15 protein-coding genes are annotated in these 15927 nt (G+C 61.3%); 7 read left to right on the top strand and 8 right to left on the bottom strand.

What is annotated here, in order from left to right; translation table 11 throughout:
- Positions 1 to 11: 11 nt before the first annotated feature.
- Genes rsmB through def form a run of 3 tightly spaced genes read right to left on the bottom strand, consistent with a single transcriptional unit; the run spans position 12 to position 2842 of the window.
- Positions 12 to 1322, bottom strand: a complete 1311-nt coding sequence (gene rsmB, locus ASG55_RS24400) for a 16S rRNA (cytosine(967)-C(5))-methyltransferase RsmB (RefSeq protein WP_056791139.1) — start codon at positions 1320 to 1322, stop codon at positions 12 to 14.
- Entirely contained in the window at positions 1319 to 2278 is a 960-nt protein-coding gene (gene fmt / locus ASG55_RS24405) for a methionyl-tRNA formyltransferase (protein WP_056791142.1), read from the bottom strand. The genes rsmB and fmt overlap by 4 nt, the downstream gene beginning before the upstream one ends.
- 57 nt (positions 2279 to 2335) lie before the next feature.
- Positions 2336 to 2842: a peptide deformylase gene (gene def, locus ASG55_RS24410; protein ID WP_056791145.1), complete on the bottom strand. Its 507-nt coding sequence runs from the start codon at positions 2840 to 2842 to the stop codon at positions 2336 to 2338.
- 159 nt (positions 2843 to 3001) lie between these two features.
- Here def and ASG55_RS24415 point away from each other — a divergent pair, with 159 nt between their 5' ends.
- From ASG55_RS24415 to ASG55_RS24430, 4 genes are all read left to right on the top strand, one after another.
- Positions 3002 to 4027, top strand: coding sequence for a LysM peptidoglycan-binding domain-containing protein (locus ASG55_RS24415; RefSeq protein WP_056791148.1), 1026 nt, complete (start codon positions 3002 to 3004; stop codon positions 4025 to 4027).
- 84 nt (positions 4028 to 4111) lie between these two features.
- Positions 4112 to 5209 (top strand): DNA-processing protein DprA, encoded by a 1098-nt coding sequence (gene dprA / locus ASG55_RS24420; protein ID WP_056791151.1) that lies wholly within the window; start codon positions 4112 to 4114, stop codon positions 5207 to 5209.
- 55 nt (positions 5210 to 5264) lie between these two features.
- Positions 5265 to 5822: an L-threonylcarbamoyladenylate synthase gene (locus tag ASG55_RS24425; RefSeq protein WP_039757175.1), complete on the top strand. Its 558-nt coding sequence runs from the start codon at positions 5265 to 5267 to the stop codon at positions 5820 to 5822.
- Positions 5823 to 6083: 261 nt separating this feature from the next.
- Positions 6084 to 6752 (top strand): hypothetical protein, encoded by a 669-nt coding sequence (locus ASG55_RS24430; protein ID WP_056791154.1) that lies wholly within the window; start codon positions 6084 to 6086, stop codon positions 6750 to 6752.
- Positions 6753 to 6931: 179 nt separating this feature from the next.
- Here the strand turns inward: ASG55_RS24430 and ASG55_RS24435 are convergent, their stop codons facing one another.
- Entirely contained in the window at positions 6932 to 7909 is a 978-nt protein-coding gene (locus ASG55_RS24435; protein ID WP_056791157.1) for a quinone oxidoreductase family protein, read from the bottom strand.
- 150 nt (positions 7910 to 8059) lie between these two features.
- On the opposite strand from ASG55_RS24435, the gene hemF reads away from it, so the two are divergent.
- Both hemF and aroE read left to right on the top strand, forming a co-directional pair.
- Complete coding sequence (gene hemF / locus ASG55_RS24440) at positions 8060 to 8974, top strand: oxygen-dependent coproporphyrinogen oxidase (RefSeq protein WP_024014963.1); 915 nt, start codon at positions 8060 to 8062, stop codon at positions 8972 to 8974.
- Positions 8975 to 8983: 9 nt separating this feature from the next.
- Positions 8984 to 9805, top strand: a complete 822-nt coding sequence (gene aroE / locus ASG55_RS24445) for a shikimate dehydrogenase (protein WP_056791160.1) — start codon at positions 8984 to 8986, stop codon at positions 9803 to 9805.
- 77 nt (positions 9806 to 9882) lie between these two features.
- Here aroE and ASG55_RS24450 read toward each other — a convergent pair whose 3' ends face one another.
- From ASG55_RS24450 to betC, 3 genes are all read right to left on the bottom strand, one after another.
- Positions 9883 to 11451: a SulP family inorganic anion transporter gene (locus ASG55_RS24450; protein WP_056791163.1), complete on the bottom strand. Its 1569-nt coding sequence runs from the start codon at positions 11449 to 11451 to the stop codon at positions 9883 to 9885.
- 256 nt (positions 11452 to 11707) lie between these two features.
- Complete coding sequence (gene choX, locus ASG55_RS24455; protein ID WP_056791166.1) at positions 11708 to 12628, bottom strand: choline ABC transporter substrate-binding protein; 921 nt, start codon at positions 12626 to 12628, stop codon at positions 11708 to 11710.
- 10 nt (positions 12629 to 12638) lie between these two features.
- Positions 12639 to 14159 (bottom strand): choline-sulfatase, encoded by a 1521-nt coding sequence (gene betC, locus ASG55_RS24460; RefSeq protein WP_056791169.1) that lies wholly within the window; start codon positions 14157 to 14159, stop codon positions 12639 to 12641.
- 114 nt (positions 14160 to 14273) lie between these two features.
- On the opposite strand from betC, the gene ASG55_RS24465 reads away from it, so the two are divergent.
- Positions 14274 to 15224: a choline sulfate utilization transcriptional regulator gene (locus ASG55_RS24465; RefSeq protein WP_056791172.1), complete on the top strand. Its 951-nt coding sequence runs from the start codon at positions 14274 to 14276 to the stop codon at positions 15222 to 15224.
- A 23-nt stretch (positions 15225 to 15247) separates the two neighbouring features.
- Here ASG55_RS24465 and ASG55_RS24470 read toward each other — a convergent pair whose 3' ends face one another.
- The gene (locus ASG55_RS24470) at positions 15248 to 15913 is read right to left on the bottom strand and encodes an NAD(P)-dependent oxidoreductase (RefSeq protein WP_041476500.1); all 666 of its coding nucleotides are present in this window, start codon (positions 15911 to 15913) and stop codon (positions 15248 to 15250) included.
- Positions 15914 to 15927: the final 14 nt, after the last annotated feature.

Consider the following 15927-nt stretch of genomic DNA (forward strand, 5'->3'; position numbering starts at 1 on the left):
CATGAATCCGTTTAGCCGCGCGCGGCGGCGATCTTGATCAGCTTGGCGTAGTAAAACCCGTCATGCCCGCCCTGCTGGGCCAGCAACTGGCGACCATGGGGCTGCTTGATTCCCGCCGCTGTGGCCAGGTCCAGTTCACGGGCACCGGGGGTGCGCGCGAGGAACGCGGCGATGACTTCGGTGTTCTCGGTCGGCAGCGTCGAGCACGTGGCGTAGAGCAGGATGCCGCCGACTTCGAGGGTTTTCCACATGGCGTCGAGCAGTTCGCCTTGCAGTTGCGCGAGGGCTGTGATGTCGTCGGGCTGACGGGTCAGCTTGATGTCCGGATGACGGCGAATTACCCCGGTGGCCGAGCATGGCGCGTCGAGGAGGATGCGCTGGAACGGTTTGCCGTCCCACCATTTGTCGATATCGCGACCGTCGGCGGCGATCAGTTCAGCGTCGAGGCCGAGGCGCTCGAGGTTTTCCTTCACCCGCACCAGACGCTTGGCCTCCAGATCCACCGCCACCACCCCGGCCAACGCCGGTTCGGCTTCAAGGATGTGGCAGGTCTTGCCGCCAGGGGCGCAACAGGCGTCGAGTACGCGCTGGCCCGGGGCCAGATCGAGCAGGTCGGCGGCCAGTTGCGCGGCTTCGTCCTGCACGCTGATCCAGCCTTCGGCGAAACCCGGCAGGCTGCGCACGTCGGCAGCGGCTTCGAGGACGATGCCGTCGCGGCTGTAAACGCACGGTGTCGCGGCGATCCCGGTTTCGCCCAGCAACGCAAGATAAGCATCGCGGCTGTGATGACGGCGGTTGACCCGCAGGATCATTGGCGGATGCGCGTTGTTCGCTGCGCAGATCGCTTCCCACTGCTCGGGCCAAAATGCCTTCAGGGATTTTTGCAGCCAGCGCGGGTGGGCCGTGCGCACCACCGGGTCGCGTTCCAGTTCGGCGAAGATCGTCTCGCTTTCGCGCTGGGCATTGCGCAGCACGGCGTTGAGCAGACCTTTGGCCCAGGGCTTTTTCAGCTTGTCTGCGCAGCCGACGGTTTCGCCGATCGCGGCATGGGCCGGTACCCGGGTGTATAGCAGTTGATACAGACCGACCAGCAGCAAAGCCTCGACATCAGCGTCGGCGGCTTTAAACGGTTTCTGCAGGAGTTTTTCCGCCAATGCCGACAGGCGTGGCTGCCAGCGTGCGGTGCCGAAGGCCAGATCCTGAGTGAAACCGCGATCACGATCCTCGACCTTGTCCAGTTGCGTCGGCAGGGAGCTGTTCAGCGAAGCCTTGCCGCTGAGTACGGCGGCGAGCGCCTTGGCGGCGGCCAGACGCGGGTTCATTGCGCTTCCACCGCAGCGCCGAGGACGCTGCCGACGGCGAATTTCTCGCGGCGGCTGTTGAACAGGTCGCTGAAGTTCAGCGCCTTGCCGCCAGGCAATTGCAGGCGGGTCAGGCACAGCGCTTGTGCACCACAGGCGACGATCAGGACGTCCTTGCTGGCGCTGAGGATTTCACCCGGAGCGCCAGTGCCTTCGGCCACGGTCGCGGCCAGCACTTTCAACGCTTCGCCATTGAGCGTGCTGTGGGTGATCGGCCATGGATTGAAGGCGCGGACCAGACGTTCCAGCTCCACCGCCGGACGGCTCCAGTCGATGCGTGCTTCGTCTTTGTTGAGTTTGTGTGCGTAGGTGGCGAGTTCGTCATTCTGCACCTCACCTTGCAGGGTGCCGGCAGCCAGACCGGCAATCGCCTGCACCACAGCGGGCGGCCCCATCTCGGCGAGGCGATCATGCAGGGTGCCGCCAGTGTCTTGCGCGCTGATCGGCGTGACGACCTTGAGCAGCATCGGCCCGGTATCCAGCCCGGCCTCCATGCGCATCACCGTTACACCGCTTTCGGCATCGCCGTGTTCGACCGCGCGCTGGATCGGCGCCGCACCGCGCCAGCGCGGCAGCAACGACGCATGGCTGTTGATGCAACCCAGACGCGGAATATCCAGCACCGCTTGCGGCAGGATCAAACCGTAGGCGACCACCACCATCAAGTCCGGCTTCAGCGCGGCCAGCTCCGCCTGGGCCTCGGCATTGCGCAAGGTCGGCGGCTGCAACACCTGGATATTATTTTCCAGGGCGAGTTGTTTGACCGGGCTTGGCATCAGTTTTTGCCCACGGCCGGCCGGGCGATCCGGCTGGGTGTAGACCGCAACTATCTCGTACGGGCTGCTCAGCAGGGCCTTGAGGTGTTCGGCGGCGAATTCCGGGGTACCGGCAAAAACAATGCGCAGTGGCTCAGTCATGAAAGGCGTCTCATAAAAAGAAAAAGGCTTGCCGCAGCAAGCCTTTGAAGAGGGGCATCAAGCGCTCTGGCGGTGCAGCTTTTCCAGTTTCTTCTTGATCCGGTCGCGTTTGAGCGTGGACAGGTAATCGACGAACAATTTGCCGTTGAGGTGGTCGCATTCGTGCTGGATGCACACGGCGAGCAGGCCTTCGGCGATCAGTTCATAGGGCTTGCCGTCGCGGTCCAGCGCCTTGATCTTGACCTTTTGCGGGCGGTCGACGTTTTCGTAGAAGCCCGGTACCGAAAGGCAGCCTTCCTGATACTGGTCCATCTCGTCGGTCAGCGATTCGAACTCGGGGTTGATGAACACCCGTGGCTCGGTACGGTCTTCGGACAGGTCCATCACGACGATACGTTTGTGCACGTTGACCTGGGTCGCGGCGAGGCCGATGCCCGGCGCTTCATACATTGTTTCAAACATGTCGTCGACCAACTGACGCACTTCGTCGTCCACTACAGCCACTGGTTTGGCGATAGTGCGCAGACGCGGGTCCGGAAATTCGAGGATGTTTAAAATGGCCATAGGCTTCGCTTGCTGCACACGTTGAGTAAAGTCGGGTCGATGGCCTGGCGGGTCCGAGGATGCAGGCTACCGTTGTGAAGCGTAGCTTCTGAAAAACAGAAGCGAGCCACGGGGGCTCTGACGATTCACGCGAACGCACATGATAAAGGGATTCACTGCATGAGGAAAACACTACTCGCCCTGCTGCTCCTGGCTTCGGCCGGCGCCGCGCAAGGGCAAGTGCAACTCAAGGATGGTTTTCCACAGCAATACACGGTGGTTTCCGGGGACACGCTCTGGGACATTTCCGGCAAATACCTGCGCGAGCCGTGGCAGTGGCCACAACTGTGGCGGGCCAACCCGCAGATCGAAAACCCCAACCTGATCTATCCCGGCGACACGCTGACCCTCAGCTACGTCAACGGCCAGCCGCAACTGACCGTCCATCGTGGCGAGTCGCGCGGCACCATCAAACTCTCGCCACGGATTCGCACCAGCCCGGTGGCCGAGGCGATTCCGAGCATTCCGCTGAAATCGATCAACAGTTTTCTGCTGAGCAATCGCATCGTCGACAAGGCCGAAGACTTCGACAAGGCGCCGTATATCGTCGCCGGCGATGCCGAACGGGTGCTCAGCGGTACAGGCGATCGCATCTTCGCCCGTGGCCATTTCGATCCGGAGCAGCCGGTGTACGGCATCTTCCGCCAGGGCAAGGTCTACACCGACCCGCAGACCAAGGAATTCCTCGGCATCAACGCCGACGATATCGGCGGCGGCGAGGTTGTTGCCACCGAAGGCGACGTTGCCACTCTCGCCTTGCAACGCACCACCCAGGAAGTGCGCCTCGGTGACCGCTTGTTCGGCGGTGAAGAACGCTCGATCAATTCGACTTTCATGCCCAGCGCGCCGAAGCGTTCCATCGACGGCCTGATCATCGACGTGCCACGCGGCGTCACGCAGATCGGTGTGATGGACGTGGTTACCCTGAACAAAGGCAAACGTGACGGTCTGGCCGAAGGCAATGTCCTGGCGGTGATGAAAACCGGCGAAACGGTGCGCGACCGGATTACCGGCCAACCGCTGAAAATTCCCGATGAACGAGCCGGCCTGCTGATGGTGTTCCGCACCTACGACAAACTCAGTTACGGCCTGGTCCTCAATGCTTCACGCTCGCTGGCGGTGCTCGACAAGGTGCGAAATCCGTAAGCTTGCTTAACAAGTTACCAACAGAGTTATCCACAGCTTGTTCCGAATGGTTCGGAGCATCGAACGATCAAGGATGATCCATTCATGTTGTCTGTCAGTACAGCCATTTCCCCGGCGGAACTGGAGGCGCGTCTGCGCCTGCACCGCATGCCGGATATCGGCCCCAAGCGTTTTGCCAAACTGCTCGAAGCCTTCGGCTCGGCGTCCAAAGCCCTCAGCGCGCCGGCCAGTGCCTGGCGCTCGCTGGGATTGCCGGCGGCGTGCGCCGAGGCACGGCGTTGTCCGACGGTGCGCGACGGCGCCAGCCACGCAATGCGCTGGCTAGAGCGCCCCGGTCAACATTTGCTGATGTGGGACCAGGCGGACTATCCAGCGTTGCTGGCGCAGATTCCTGACCCGCCGCCACTGTTATTCGTCGCCGGCGATCCGTCGATTCTGGAAAAACCGCAACTGGCGATGGTCGGCAGCCGCCGCGCTTCGCGCCCGGGCATGGACACGGCGGCGGCGTTTTCTCGCAGTCTGGCCGGGGCCGGTTTTGTCATCACCAGTGGTCTGGCGCTGGGCATCGATGCGGCTGCCCATCAGGCCGCACTGGACGTTGGCGGCTTGACCGTGGGGGTGCTTGGCACGGGCCTGGAAAATTTTTATCCACAACGCAATAAACGCTTGGCTGAGGCGATGATTGCGTCGGGCAGCGCGGTGCTCTCGGAGTTTCCGCTGGACGCCGGGCCAACCGCGAGCAACTTCCCCCGGCGCAATCGCATCATCAGCGGGTTATCCCTTGGCGTGCTGGTGGTCGAGGCCAGTGTTGCCAGCGGTTCGTTGATTACCGCGCGGCTGGCGGCAGAGCAAGGGCGCGAGGTTTATGCCATTCCGGGCTCTATCCATCACCCCGGCGCGCGCGGTTGTCACCAGTTGATTCGCGACGGGGCGGTGTTGGTGGAGACTATCGAACATATCCTCGAAGCGCTGCGCGGCTGGCAGCAACCGTTGTTATCCACAGCGCCGCCGCAGGCCGATCACCCGTTGCTGGCGCTGCTTCACGCCGCGCCGCACACCAGCGAGGCGTTGGCCGCGAGCTGTGGCTGGGCGTTGCCGAAAGTGCTGGCAACGTTGACCGAGCTGGAAATCGAAGGCCGTGCGGTATGCGAAAACGGTCGCTGGTTGGCGCGGTCAAGCTAGGTTTTACGATGAAGATCGGTAAACTGCGCGAAACCTGTTTGTGGAGAGTTTTTTCATGGTCAACAGTTGGCGTGTGCAACAAGCCGCGCGTGAAGTTCGCGCCGGCGCGGTGATTGCCTATCCAACCGAAGCCGTCTGGGGGCTGGGTTGCGACCCGTGGAACGAAGACGCAGTGGACCGCTTGCTGGCGATCAAGAATCGCTCGGTGAGCAAAGGGCTGATCCTGGTCGCCGACAATATCCGCCAGTTCGATTTCCTCTTCGAGGACTTCCCGCAGGACTGGATCGACCGCATGGCCAGCACCTGGCCGGGGCCGAACACCTGGCTGGTGCCGCATCAGAACCTGTTGCCGGAATGGGTCACAGGCGTGCATGACACCGTGGCGCTGCGAGTCAGCGATCACCCGCAGGTGCGCGACTTGTGCTCGCTGGTCGGGCCGCTGATCTCGACATCAGCCAATCCACAGGGGCGACCGCCCGCGCGCACGCGTTTGCGCATCGAGCAGTATTTCCGTGGGCAGGTCGATCTGGTGCTCGGCGGCAGCCTTGGCGGGCGCAAGAATCCCAGCGTGATCCGCGACCTGGCCACCGGTAACGTCGTTCGTCCTGACTGACGCCTTTCTTTTTATTTTTTGCGGACTCCTCGGCGCTATCGACGAGGAGTTTTGCGCATGCCCGCAGTTTGTTCCTGCACTCGTTTAAAACTTATCCGTTGCCATTGTTCTTGCATGCGTCAGACGGTTCTTCGACTCTGCAATATCTGTAAGTTTTCCCACGCGATTATCAGAACGCGTGCAGTGGCGAGATTTTCAAAAGCATCCATTCTTTCAATGTGCTTGATACAACTTCGAAATGTTAATGGCTGCGGAGAAGTAATGGATATTACGGATTTACACCTCAAGGATTATCTGCAGGGCTTTCAAGAGGCACTCAAGAATCAACAGGCCGATTATCGTGTGGCCATTCTTGAGGCGGGGTCGGACGCCGGAGAATTCGAGCGTTTCATTGGTCGGCAGTTTCGCCTGCGATTGCAGCATTACATGCTCACCTCCAGAGCCCGGGCGCTGGAAACCCGCTTGGCGATCACCTCGCGCAGTACGCACTTCCTGCTCTACCAGCGAGATCAACTCATTGCAGTGCTGCGGGCAACCCCGGCGCCGTTCGAATGGGCCTCACTGGCGCAGCATCATGTGTCTCCCACTGTGGCATTGGCGCGGCATGTCGAATTCAGTCGCTTGATTACCCATTCCCAGCAGCACCGGCCGGTGTCGATCAATGGCTTGCTCGCCACCGCCGCCGAATGGGCGATCGATCGCGGATATCAGGGGGTGACGGCCTTGTGCAGATCGCCACAGCGGCAACTGTTTCAGCGCTTCGGCCTGACACCGATCGCTTCGCACGCCATGCACATCGAGCAGCGTGCCCGGGGCGATTATTGGCTGTTGTCCGCCGAATGGCGGCAAATCCTGATGGCCCTGGATCAGCCAGTGAACATGAACGTGCATCAGCCGGAGTATCGTGATGTTCACAACCGTCAGTATTGATCCGCCAATAATCGAAGAGTGGGCAGAGAAATGGCTTGTATACGAGTCGAAGAAGTTACGCAGGAAGTTTTCCGGTCGTAGGCCAGCGGCGAAGAAACTTCACCGGAAGATGTACTTGATATAGCTGAAAGATACTCGGCGAACTCATGGAAGAGTTCACCGAGTGTCAACTTGAAGCGTTATGGCAACAGAATCGTGGAACCGGTAGTGCGCCGTGCCGACAGTTCGGTTTGTGCTTTTGCCGCATCGGCCAATGCATGGCGCTGGCTGATGTCGACCTTCAGCTTGCCGCTGATGATCATCTCGAACAGCTCGTCGGCCATGCGCTGCAGGTTCTCGGCGTTGTTGGCGTAGGTCGCCAGCGTAGGCCGGGTGACGTACAACGAGCCCTTCGCGGCAAGAATGCCCAGGTTGACGCCGTCGACTGCGCCCGAAGCATTGCCGAAACTCACTACAAGGCCACGTGGTGCCACGCTGTCCAGGGACGTGAGCCAGGTGTCCTTGCCGACGCCGTCATACACCACCGGGACTTTCTTGCCGTCAGTCAGCGCCAGCACGCGCTCGGCAACGTTTTCATGGCTGTAGTCGATGGTGGCCCAGGCGCCGTTGGCCTTGGCCAGTTCGGCTTTCTCCTTCGAGCTGACGGTGCCGATCAGCTTCACGCCCAGCGCTTTGGCCCATTGGCAGGCCAGAGAGCCGACGCCACCGGCTGCGGCGTGGAACAGAATGGTTTCGCCGCCCTGCAGTTGGTAGGTCTGGCGCAGCAGATATTGCACCGTCAGACCCTTGAGCATGACCCCGGCGGCAGTTTCGAAACTGATTTCATCGGGCAGGTGCACCAGATTGTCCTGCGGCAGAACATGCAGCTGGCTATAGGCGCCGAGCGGGCCGCTGCCGTATGCCACGCGATCGCCGACCTTGAAACGGGTGACTTCGCTGCCCACCGCTTCGACCGTGCCGGCGCCTTCCGAACCCAGGCCGGACGGCAACGCGGGTGGTGCATAGAGGCCGCTGCGGTAATAGGTGTCGATGAAGTTCAGGCCGATCGCCTGGTTGGCCACGCGCACCTGATTCGGCCCGGGTTCAGCGGGTTCGTAGTCAACATGTTCGAGCACTTCGGGACCGCCGTGGGCGCGGAACTGGATACGCTTTGCCATCTGCCTGCTCTCCTTGGGTCGTTGCTAAGCCCTCTATCCAACTCCCCTGCTTGATCTTCGTCAACTGCGGCGCGCCGGTCTGCGATGGTATGCTACGCGCCCATTTGCGCCGCCCGCCTGCCGGGGCGCCGCCCGATTCAAGGTGAAGCCATGACGACCCGCACCGACGCCGTAAAGGCCTATCTGCTCGATCTGCAAGACCGCATCTGCGCTGCACTGGAAACCGAAGACGGCGGCAAATGCTTCGTCGAAGACGCCTGGACCCGGCCGGCGGGCGGTGGCGGGCGCACCCGCGTGCTGGAAAACGGCACGCTGATCGAAAAGGGCGGCGTCAATTTTTCCCACGTGTTCGGCAGCGGCCTGCCGCCCTCGGCCAGCGCCCATCGGCCGGAACTGGCCGGGCGTGGTTTCGAGGCGCTCGGCGTGTCGCTGGTGATCCACCCGCACAACCCGCATGTGCCGACCTCCCACGCCAACGTGCGTTTTTTCATTGCTGAAAAAGAAGGCGAAGAACCGGTCTGGTGGTTTGGCGGCGGTTTCGACCTGACCCCGTATTACGGCGTTGAGGAAGATTGCATTCATTGGCACCGCGTCGCCGAGCAAGCCTGTGCGCCGTTCGGTGCGGACGTCTATCCGCGTTACAAGGCCTGGTGCGACACCTATTTCCATATCAAGCATCGTCATGAGCCACGGGGCATTGGCGGTCTGTTCTTCGACGATCTGAACGAGTGGGATTTCGACACCAGTTTCGCCTTCATGCGCGCCATCGGCGATGCCTATATCGAGGCCTACCTGCCGATCGTGCAACGGCGCAAGAACGACGCCTTCACTGCCCAGCAGCGCGAATTCCAGGAATTCCGCCGAGGCCGCTACGTCGAATTCAACCTGGTTTACGACCGTGGCACGCTGTTCGGTCTGCAATCGGGTGGCCGCACTGAATCGATTCTGATGTCGCTGCCACCGCAAGTGCGCTGGGGCTATGACTGGAAGGCCGAGCCGGGCAGTGCAGAAGCGCGCCTGACCGATTACTTCCTGCAGGATCGCGACTGGCTGGCCGAGGCCTGAGGACGGGTGATGGATCGTTACGTTGTTTTCGGTAATCCGATCGGCCACAGCAAGTCGCCGATGATTCACCAGTTGTTCGCCGAACAGACCGGCCAGCGCCTCGACTACAGCACGCTGCTGGCGCCGCTGGATGATTTTGTCGGCTGCGCCAAGGCGTTCTTTCGCGAAGGGCGCGGCGCCAATGTGACGGTGCCGTTCAAGGAAGACGCCTACCGTCTGGCCAACAGCCTGACCGCCCGCGCGCAGCGCGCCGGTGCGGTGAACACCTTGAGCAAACTGGACGATGGCTCACTGCTCGGCGACAACACCGATGGCGCAGGCCTGGTCCGCGATCTGACGGTGAATGCCGGGTTCAGCCTGACCGGTAAGCGCATCCTTTTGCTCGGCGCTGGCGGCGCGGTGCGCGGTGCGCTGGAGCCATTGCTGGCGGAGAAGCCGGCCTCGGTGATCATCGCCAATCGCACCGTGGACAAGGCTGAACTGCTGGCCGAGTTGTTCTGCGACCTCGGGCCGGTGTCGGCCAGTGGTTTCGACTGGCTGCGCGAACCGGTGGACGTGATCATCAACGCCACCTCCGCCAGCCTGACCGGTGACGTGCCGCCGATTGCGCCAAGCCTGATCGAGCCAGGCCAGACGCTGTGCTACGACATGATGTACGGCAAGGAGCCGACCGCGTTTTGCCGCTGGGCCAATGAGCACGGCGCGGCGCTGGCGATGGATGGTCTGGGCATGCTCGCCGAACAGGCGGCAGAGGCATTCTGGCTGTGGCGTGGCGTGCGCCCGGATACCGCGCCGGTACTCGCCGAGCTGCGCCGCCAACTGGCCCTTTAAGCTTTGCTCCCACATTGAAATACGATCAATGTGGGAGCGAGCCTGCTCGCGAATCGCATCACCACCGCGATATCAGATCAATCCTCAAACCTGATTGGGCACTTCTCCGCCCCCTCCAGCTTCCTCAACTCCTCCACCACCGGCGGCCGCGCCCGGCGCAGGGTCAGGCTGCGACGCTGGCTCAGCAGGCGTCGCGCTTCCTGGTGCAGCATCTCCACCCCCGAATAATCGATGAAGTTGATCTGCTCTGCCTCGATCACCACCCGTGCGCCATGCAGGCGTTGCAGGCGCACTTGCAGGTAATGGCTGGCGCCGAAAAAGATCGAACCGCCCACGCGCAGCACATCGTCGTCACCGTCGCGCCAATGCTGCACCCGTGGTTGCGAGGTGCGCTTGAGGTAAAAGAACAACGACGCCAGCACCCCGGCGTAGATCGCCGTCTGCAATTCCAGCAGCAAGGTCGCAAGACAGGTCAGGGCCATCACCACGAACTCGGCACGGCTGACCCGCAGCAAAGCGCGAATGCCCCGGTGATCGACCAGACCCCAGGCGATCAACAGGATGCTGCCGGCCATGGCCGGGATCGGGATGTGCGCGATCAGCCCTGCGCCGAACACCGCAAACAGCGCCACCCAGAGCGCCGAAAACACCCCGGCCAGCGGCGAGCAGGCACCCGCCTCATAACTCAATCCCGAACGGGTAAACGATCCGGCTGAGAGCGACCCGGAAAAGAACGCACCGACGATGTTCGACAAACCCTGTGCGCGGACTTCCTGATTGGCATCGAGCAACTGCTGCGACCGCGCCGAAATCGAGCGGGCAATCGACAGGCTGGTGACCAGCCCGAGCATGCCCACTGCCACCGCGCTTGGCAGCAGGCGCAGGATAACCTCCAGATCCAGCGGCAGCGTACTGAACGGCGGCAAGCGTCCGACGAAAGCGCTGACCAGATGCACATGGCCGAACATCGCTGGCCAGATCCACACCAGCAGACTGGCCAGCACCAGCGTGAGCAACAGCGTCGGCCAGCGCGGCAGAAGTTTTTTCAGGGCCACGCCGACGATCACTGTAGCGACGCCGAGCATCAGCGAGGGCTTATCCACAGCCCCCAGATGCCGCAACAGGTCCATCAGGCTGGCGAGCGCTGTGGTGTTGGCCGGCAATTCCAGCCCGAGCAGATTGGGCAATTGCCCGATGGCGATCACCACGGCGGCACCGAGGGTGAAGCCGAGCACCACCGAATGCGAAACGAAATTCACCAGTGCGCCAAAGCGCAGCAAGCCGAGCAACCATTGGAAAATCCCCGCAAGGAACGTCAGCAGCAGGATCAGAGTGATGTAGTCCTCGGAAGCCGGCACCGCGAGCGGGCTGACGCTGGCGTACAGGACAATCGAAATCGCCGCCGTCGGGCCGCAGATCAGATGCCATGACGACCCCCACAGGCAGGCGATCAACACCGGGATGATCGCCGCATACAGGCCGTATTCCGGTGGCAGCCCGGCAATCAGCGCGTAGGCAATCGACTGGGGCAAGGCGAGAATCGCACCGCTGAGGCCGACGATCAGGTCCCGCCCGACGCTGGCGCGGGTTTGCCGTGGCAACCAGCTCAGGAAAGGAAAAAGTGAATGGCGGCAGGGGAAGGCCATGGGTCCTCGCGGTTGGGGTTTTGTTCAAGGTTATCAGGGTGTCAGGTCTAAAAGCCCCTCACCCTAGCCCTCTCCCTGAGGGAGAGGGGACTGACCGAGCTGTTTGTTGAAGATTCACCGACCTGCGATTTCGGCGTTGAACGCAAGTTTCGATTCAACAGCGATCGGCTCCCTTTCCCCCTCGCCCCCTTGGGGGAGAGGGCTGGGGTGAGGGGGAAAAAATCTCCAGCCGAATGCTATCCCAGCAACCCTGAGATCAAAGCTTGGCCTTCACCGCCACCAACGCATCCTTGCCATCCACCGTTTTCACCCCGTCCAGCCACTTGTCCAGCACCGCCGGATTGGCCTTGATCCACGCCTTCGCCGCTTCGGCATTGCTGACCTTCTTGTTCACCACCTCGGCCATGATGCTGTTCTCCATGTCCTGGGTGAACGCCAGATTGGTCAGCAATTTACCCACATTAGGGCAGGCCTCGGCGTAGCCCTTACGGGTCAGGGTGAATACGCTGCCGGTATCGCCGAAGTATTTTTCGCCGCCCTTGAGGTAACGCATTTTCAACTGCACGTTCATCGGGTGCGGGGTCCAGCCGAGGAAGGTGACGAATTTCTGTTTCTTCACCGCCCGCGACACTTCGGCGAGCATCGCCTGTTCGCTGGACTCGATCAGCTTCCACTGGCCCATGTTGAAGTCGTTCTTCTTGATGATCTCCTGCAGCGAAATGTTCGCCGGCGCGCCTGAGCCGATGCCGTAGATCTTCTTGTCGAACTTGTCGGCGAATTTGTTCAGGTCGGCAAAATCATGCACACCCGCCTCCCAGACATAGTCGGGGACGGCGAGGGTGAATTCGGTGCCTTCCAGGTTCTTGGCCAATTGCGTCACATCACCGGTGGCGACGAACTTGTCATAGAAGCCCTGCTGCGCCGGCATCCAGTTGCCGAGGAACACGTCAACCTGGCCATCCTTCAAGCCGCCGAAGGTGATCGGCACCGCAAGGGTGTCGACTTTGGCCTTATAGCCCATGCCGTCCAGCAGAAACCCGGTGATGGCATTGGTTGCGGCGATGTCGCTCCAGCCCGGATCGGCCATCTTCACGGTCTCGCAGCTTTGCTCGGCGAAGGCCGAGGCGCTGCTCAATGCGATCAGACCGACAGTGACAGCTGTGGATAACTTGCGCATGGACTTCCCCTTAACATTTTTGGTTTTGGCAGGGTTGTGGATAACGGGCCTTGCGCTCCAGATCATCAAGGTCGATGTGGTTGCGCATGTACTGCTGACTGGCATCGACCAGCGGCTGGTGATCCCAGCTCTTCAACTTGCCGATGGTTAACGCATCGGCGACGAAACGGCGTCGGCGCTGGCTGGCCAGCACGTCCCGATGGATCGCCGGAATGTCCCACTTGGCCCGCGCTTCGGCGAGAAAGTCTTCGAACAGCTGACGATGTTGCGGCGATTGGCTCAGCTCTTCTTCTTCGCGCGGATCGTTATCCACATCGAAGAGTAGGCACGGGTCGCTTTCGCTGTAGATAAATTTGTAGGCGCCCCGGCGAATCATCATCAGCGGGCTGACAGTGCCTTCGGCCATGTATTCGCCGAACACCTCGTCATGCCCGCCCTGCCCTTGCAGGTGCGGCAGCAAGGAACGGCCGTCCAGTGGCAGGCCCGGCTCAAGCGTGCCACCGGCCAGATCCACGAAGGTCGGCAGCAGGTCGGCGGTGGAAACGGCGGCGCTGACCCGGCCGGCCTCGAATTGTCCCGGGGCGCTGATCAGCAGCGGCACTCGAGCAGCCATCTCGAACCAGTGCATTTTGTACCAGAGGCCTTTCTCGCCGAGCATGTCGCCATGGTCACCGGAGAAGACGATGACGGTGTCATCGATCAGCCCGGTTTCCTCAAGGGTTTGCAGCAGTTTGCCGACATTGGCGTCGATATAGCTGCAAGCGCCGAAGTAGGCGCGACGGGCATCGCGGATCTTATCCACAGGCAGCGGCTTGTCCCACAGGTCGTAAACCTTGAGCAGACGTTGCGAGTGCGGATCGAGTTCGCCCTGGTTCAAAGCTGTAGGCAACGGGATATCAGCATCGTCATACAGATCCCAGAACGCCTTGGGAATCGTGTACGGGTCGTGCGGGTGGGTCATCGACACAGTCAGGCAGAACGGCTGGTCGCCGTCCTCGCGGATGTGATCGAACAGATATTGCTGCGCCTTGAACACCACCTCTTCGTCGAAATCCAGCTGATTGGTGCGCACGCACGGCCCGGCCTGCAGTACCGAAGACATATTGTGATACCAGCTCGGCCGCACGTCCGGCTCGTCCCAGTTCACCGCCCAACCGTAATCGGCCGGATAGATATCGCTGGTCAGGCGTTCTTCATAACCGTGCAACTGGTCCGGCCCGCAGAAGTGCATCTTGCCCGACAGCGCGGTGCGGTAGCCGAGACGCCGCAGGTAATGCGCGTAAGTCGGAATGTCGGCAGGAAAGTCAGCCGCGTTGTCGTAGGCGCCGATCTTGCTCGGCAACTGGCCGCTGACCAGGGTGAAACGCGACGGCGCGCACAGCGGGCTGTTGCAGTAAGCAGCATCGAACACCACGCCTTGGGCGGCGAGGCGGGACAGATTCGGCAGTTTGATTGGCGATGGGCCGTAGAACGGCAACATTGGCGCGGCCATTTGATCGGCCATGATGAAAAGAATGTTCTTGCGCTTCATGTGATCGCGGCATTCCATGTTGAATATTTATGCGAGAGTGCTGCGATCGAGCATGGATTCCATGCCTGTTCCGGTAAAGCCCGCGCCGGACAATGACTAGGATAAGTACAGCTTATGTATGACGCCCTCGGTGACCTCTCCCTCGATCTGCTGCGCGCTTTTGAAGCGGCGGCCCGCCATCGCAGTTTTACCGCTGCTGCGGTGGAGCTTGGCACCACGCAACCGGCTATCAGCCAGCAGATAAAACGTCTGGAGGAGCAGCTCGGCACACGCCTGTTCGACCGGATTTACCGGGGTATCGAGTTGACAGAGGTTGGCGCCCTGCTTTTCGAGCAAGTTGCCCTCGGTTTGCAGAATATCGACGCAGGATTAAGCGCAATCAGCACTCAGCAGCAACATGAAGTGCTGCAAGTGGCCACGGATTTCGCTTTCGCCGCTTATTGGCTGATGCCGCGCCTGCATCGCTTCCATGAGGCCAATCCGCATATCGATGTCAGCTTGGTCACCAGCGAGCGCAACCACAACATGCTGCGCACCGACATCGACGTGGCGATCCTGTTTGGCGATGGTCGATTCAAGCAGGGTGAGAGCCACTGGCTGTTCAGCGAAGAAGTATTCCCGGTGTGCAGCCCGCTGCTGCTCAAGGAGCGTTCATTGCCGTTGCCCGCGCAGGCCCTGCTGGAATTGCCGCTGCTGCATCTGCGTGGTGAAAACAGCAGCAACTGGTTCGACTGGAGCGGGCTGTTCCGTCAACTTGGCCTGACCACGCCGCCGGCGCCGGGGCAGCTGCGCTTCGACAATTACACGTTATTGATCCAAGCGGCGATCGGCGGACAAGGCGTGGCGATTGGCTGGCGGCACCTTGTGGATAACTTGCTGGTGCAGGGTTTGCTGTGCCGGCCGCTGGCGGAAACCACGCTGTCGCGGCTGGGGTATTACGTGGTGTTGCCGCAACGCAAGCGTCGGGGTGCGTTGATTCAGGATTTTGTTGATTGGTTAATGGCGGAACAGGCCAGCAGTGCCGAATCGCTTAACGGTCTGGCCCTGCCCTCGATTGCGGTGTGAAGAGCAAAAGATCGTCCGATCTTTTACGAATCAGAAGCCGCCACAAAATTCACATGCTGCCCCACATGCAGGTTCAACCGCAGTTCATCGGCAATCCCCACCGCGACACGGTTCAAGCGTTCCAGCGGTTCGGCCAATCCCGGTTCGAGATTGCCGCCGACCTGACTGAAGTGCTCGATGGTCAACCCGGCCACGCCATGGGGCGCGTTGACCAGGGTCCAGCGCAGTGAGCTGCTTTGTACCGCCTCAAGGATTTCTTCGGCGGCGTGACGCTGCAGACGCTCGTCATTGTCAGGCTCGTCGAGCACACCGAAGTTGCCGACCAGAAACAGGCGCGGCACGCTGGCCAGTTGCAAACCTTCGACCAGCGCGTCGACTGCCAGTACCTGTTCGACCGGCCCCAGCGTTACCGAGCGTTCGACATGATCGCTGCTGAACGGCAACCCCGGAGCATCGAGCAGGCAGATCACCGCCGAACTGCCGGCGACGCTCTGATTGACCCGCTCGGCATCGAATAGATCGCCGGTCTTGGTGCGCAACCCCGGACGCGGCGCGAGTGCGGTGAGATCGTCGAGAATGGCGATGACTTCGTGTTGGCGACGCAGCAATTCAGCCATCAATGCACCGCCCAGGCTGGCCATGGCACCATAAAGCACCACTTTGACCACTGGGGTCTCGGCATTTTTCATGGCTGTTTTCCTTA

The organism is Pseudomonas sp. Leaf434 (assembly GCF_001425545.1).
GTDB lineage: Bacteria > Pseudomonadota > Gammaproteobacteria > Pseudomonadales > Pseudomonadaceae > Aquipseudomonas > Aquipseudomonas siliginis.

Bases quoted from the DNA above. Each gene is read 5' to 3' on its own strand.
- def (WP_056791145.1), bottom strand. From the start codon at position 2,842: ATGGCCATTTTAAACATCCTCGAATTTCCGGACCCGCGTCTGCGCACT.
- aroE (WP_056791160.1), top strand. From the start codon at position 8,984: ATGGATCGTTACGTTGTTTTCGGTAATCCGATCGGCCACAGCAAGTCG.
- choX (WP_056791166.1), bottom strand. From the start codon at position 12,628: ATGCGCAAGTTATCCACAGCTGTCACTGTCGGTCTGATCGCATTGAGC.
- ASG55_RS24415 (WP_056791148.1), top strand. From the start codon at position 3,002: ATGAGGAAAACACTACTCGCCCTGCTGCTCCTGGCTTCGGCCGGCGCC.
- betC (WP_056791169.1), bottom strand. From the start codon at position 14,159: ATGAAGCGCAAGAACATTCTTTTCATCATGGCCGATCAAATGGCCGCG.
- dprA (WP_056791151.1), top strand. From the start codon at position 4,112: ATGTTGTCTGTCAGTACAGCCATTTCCCCGGCGGAACTGGAGGCGCGT.
- ASG55_RS24425 (WP_039757175.1), top strand. From the start codon at position 5,265: ATGGTCAACAGTTGGCGTGTGCAACAAGCCGCGCGTGAAGTTCGCGCC.
- ASG55_RS24465 (WP_056791172.1), top strand. From the start codon at position 14,274: ATGTATGACGCCCTCGGTGACCTCTCCCTCGATCTGCTGCGCGCTTTT.
- rsmB (WP_056791139.1), bottom strand. From the start codon at position 1,322: ATGAACCCGCGTCTGGCCGCCGCCAAGGCGCTCGCCGCCGTACTCAGC.
- ASG55_RS24435 (WP_056791157.1), bottom strand. From the start codon at position 7,909: ATGGCAAAGCGTATCCAGTTCCGCGCCCACGGCGGTCCCGAAGTGCTC.
- ASG55_RS24430 (WP_056791154.1), top strand. From the start codon at position 6,084: ATGGATATTACGGATTTACACCTCAAGGATTATCTGCAGGGCTTTCAA.
- ASG55_RS24450 (WP_056791163.1), bottom strand. From the start codon at position 11,451: ATGGCCTTCCCCTGCCGCCATTCACTTTTTCCTTTCCTGAGCTGGTTG.
- fmt (WP_056791142.1), bottom strand. From the start codon at position 2,278: ATGACTGAGCCACTGCGCATTGTTTTTGCCGGTACCCCGGAATTCGCC.
- ASG55_RS24470 (WP_041476500.1), bottom strand. From the start codon at position 15,913: ATGAAAAATGCCGAGACCCCAGTGGTCAAAGTGGTGCTTTATGGTGCC.
- hemF (WP_024014963.1), top strand. From the start codon at position 8,060: ATGACGACCCGCACCGACGCCGTAAAGGCCTATCTGCTCGATCTGCAA.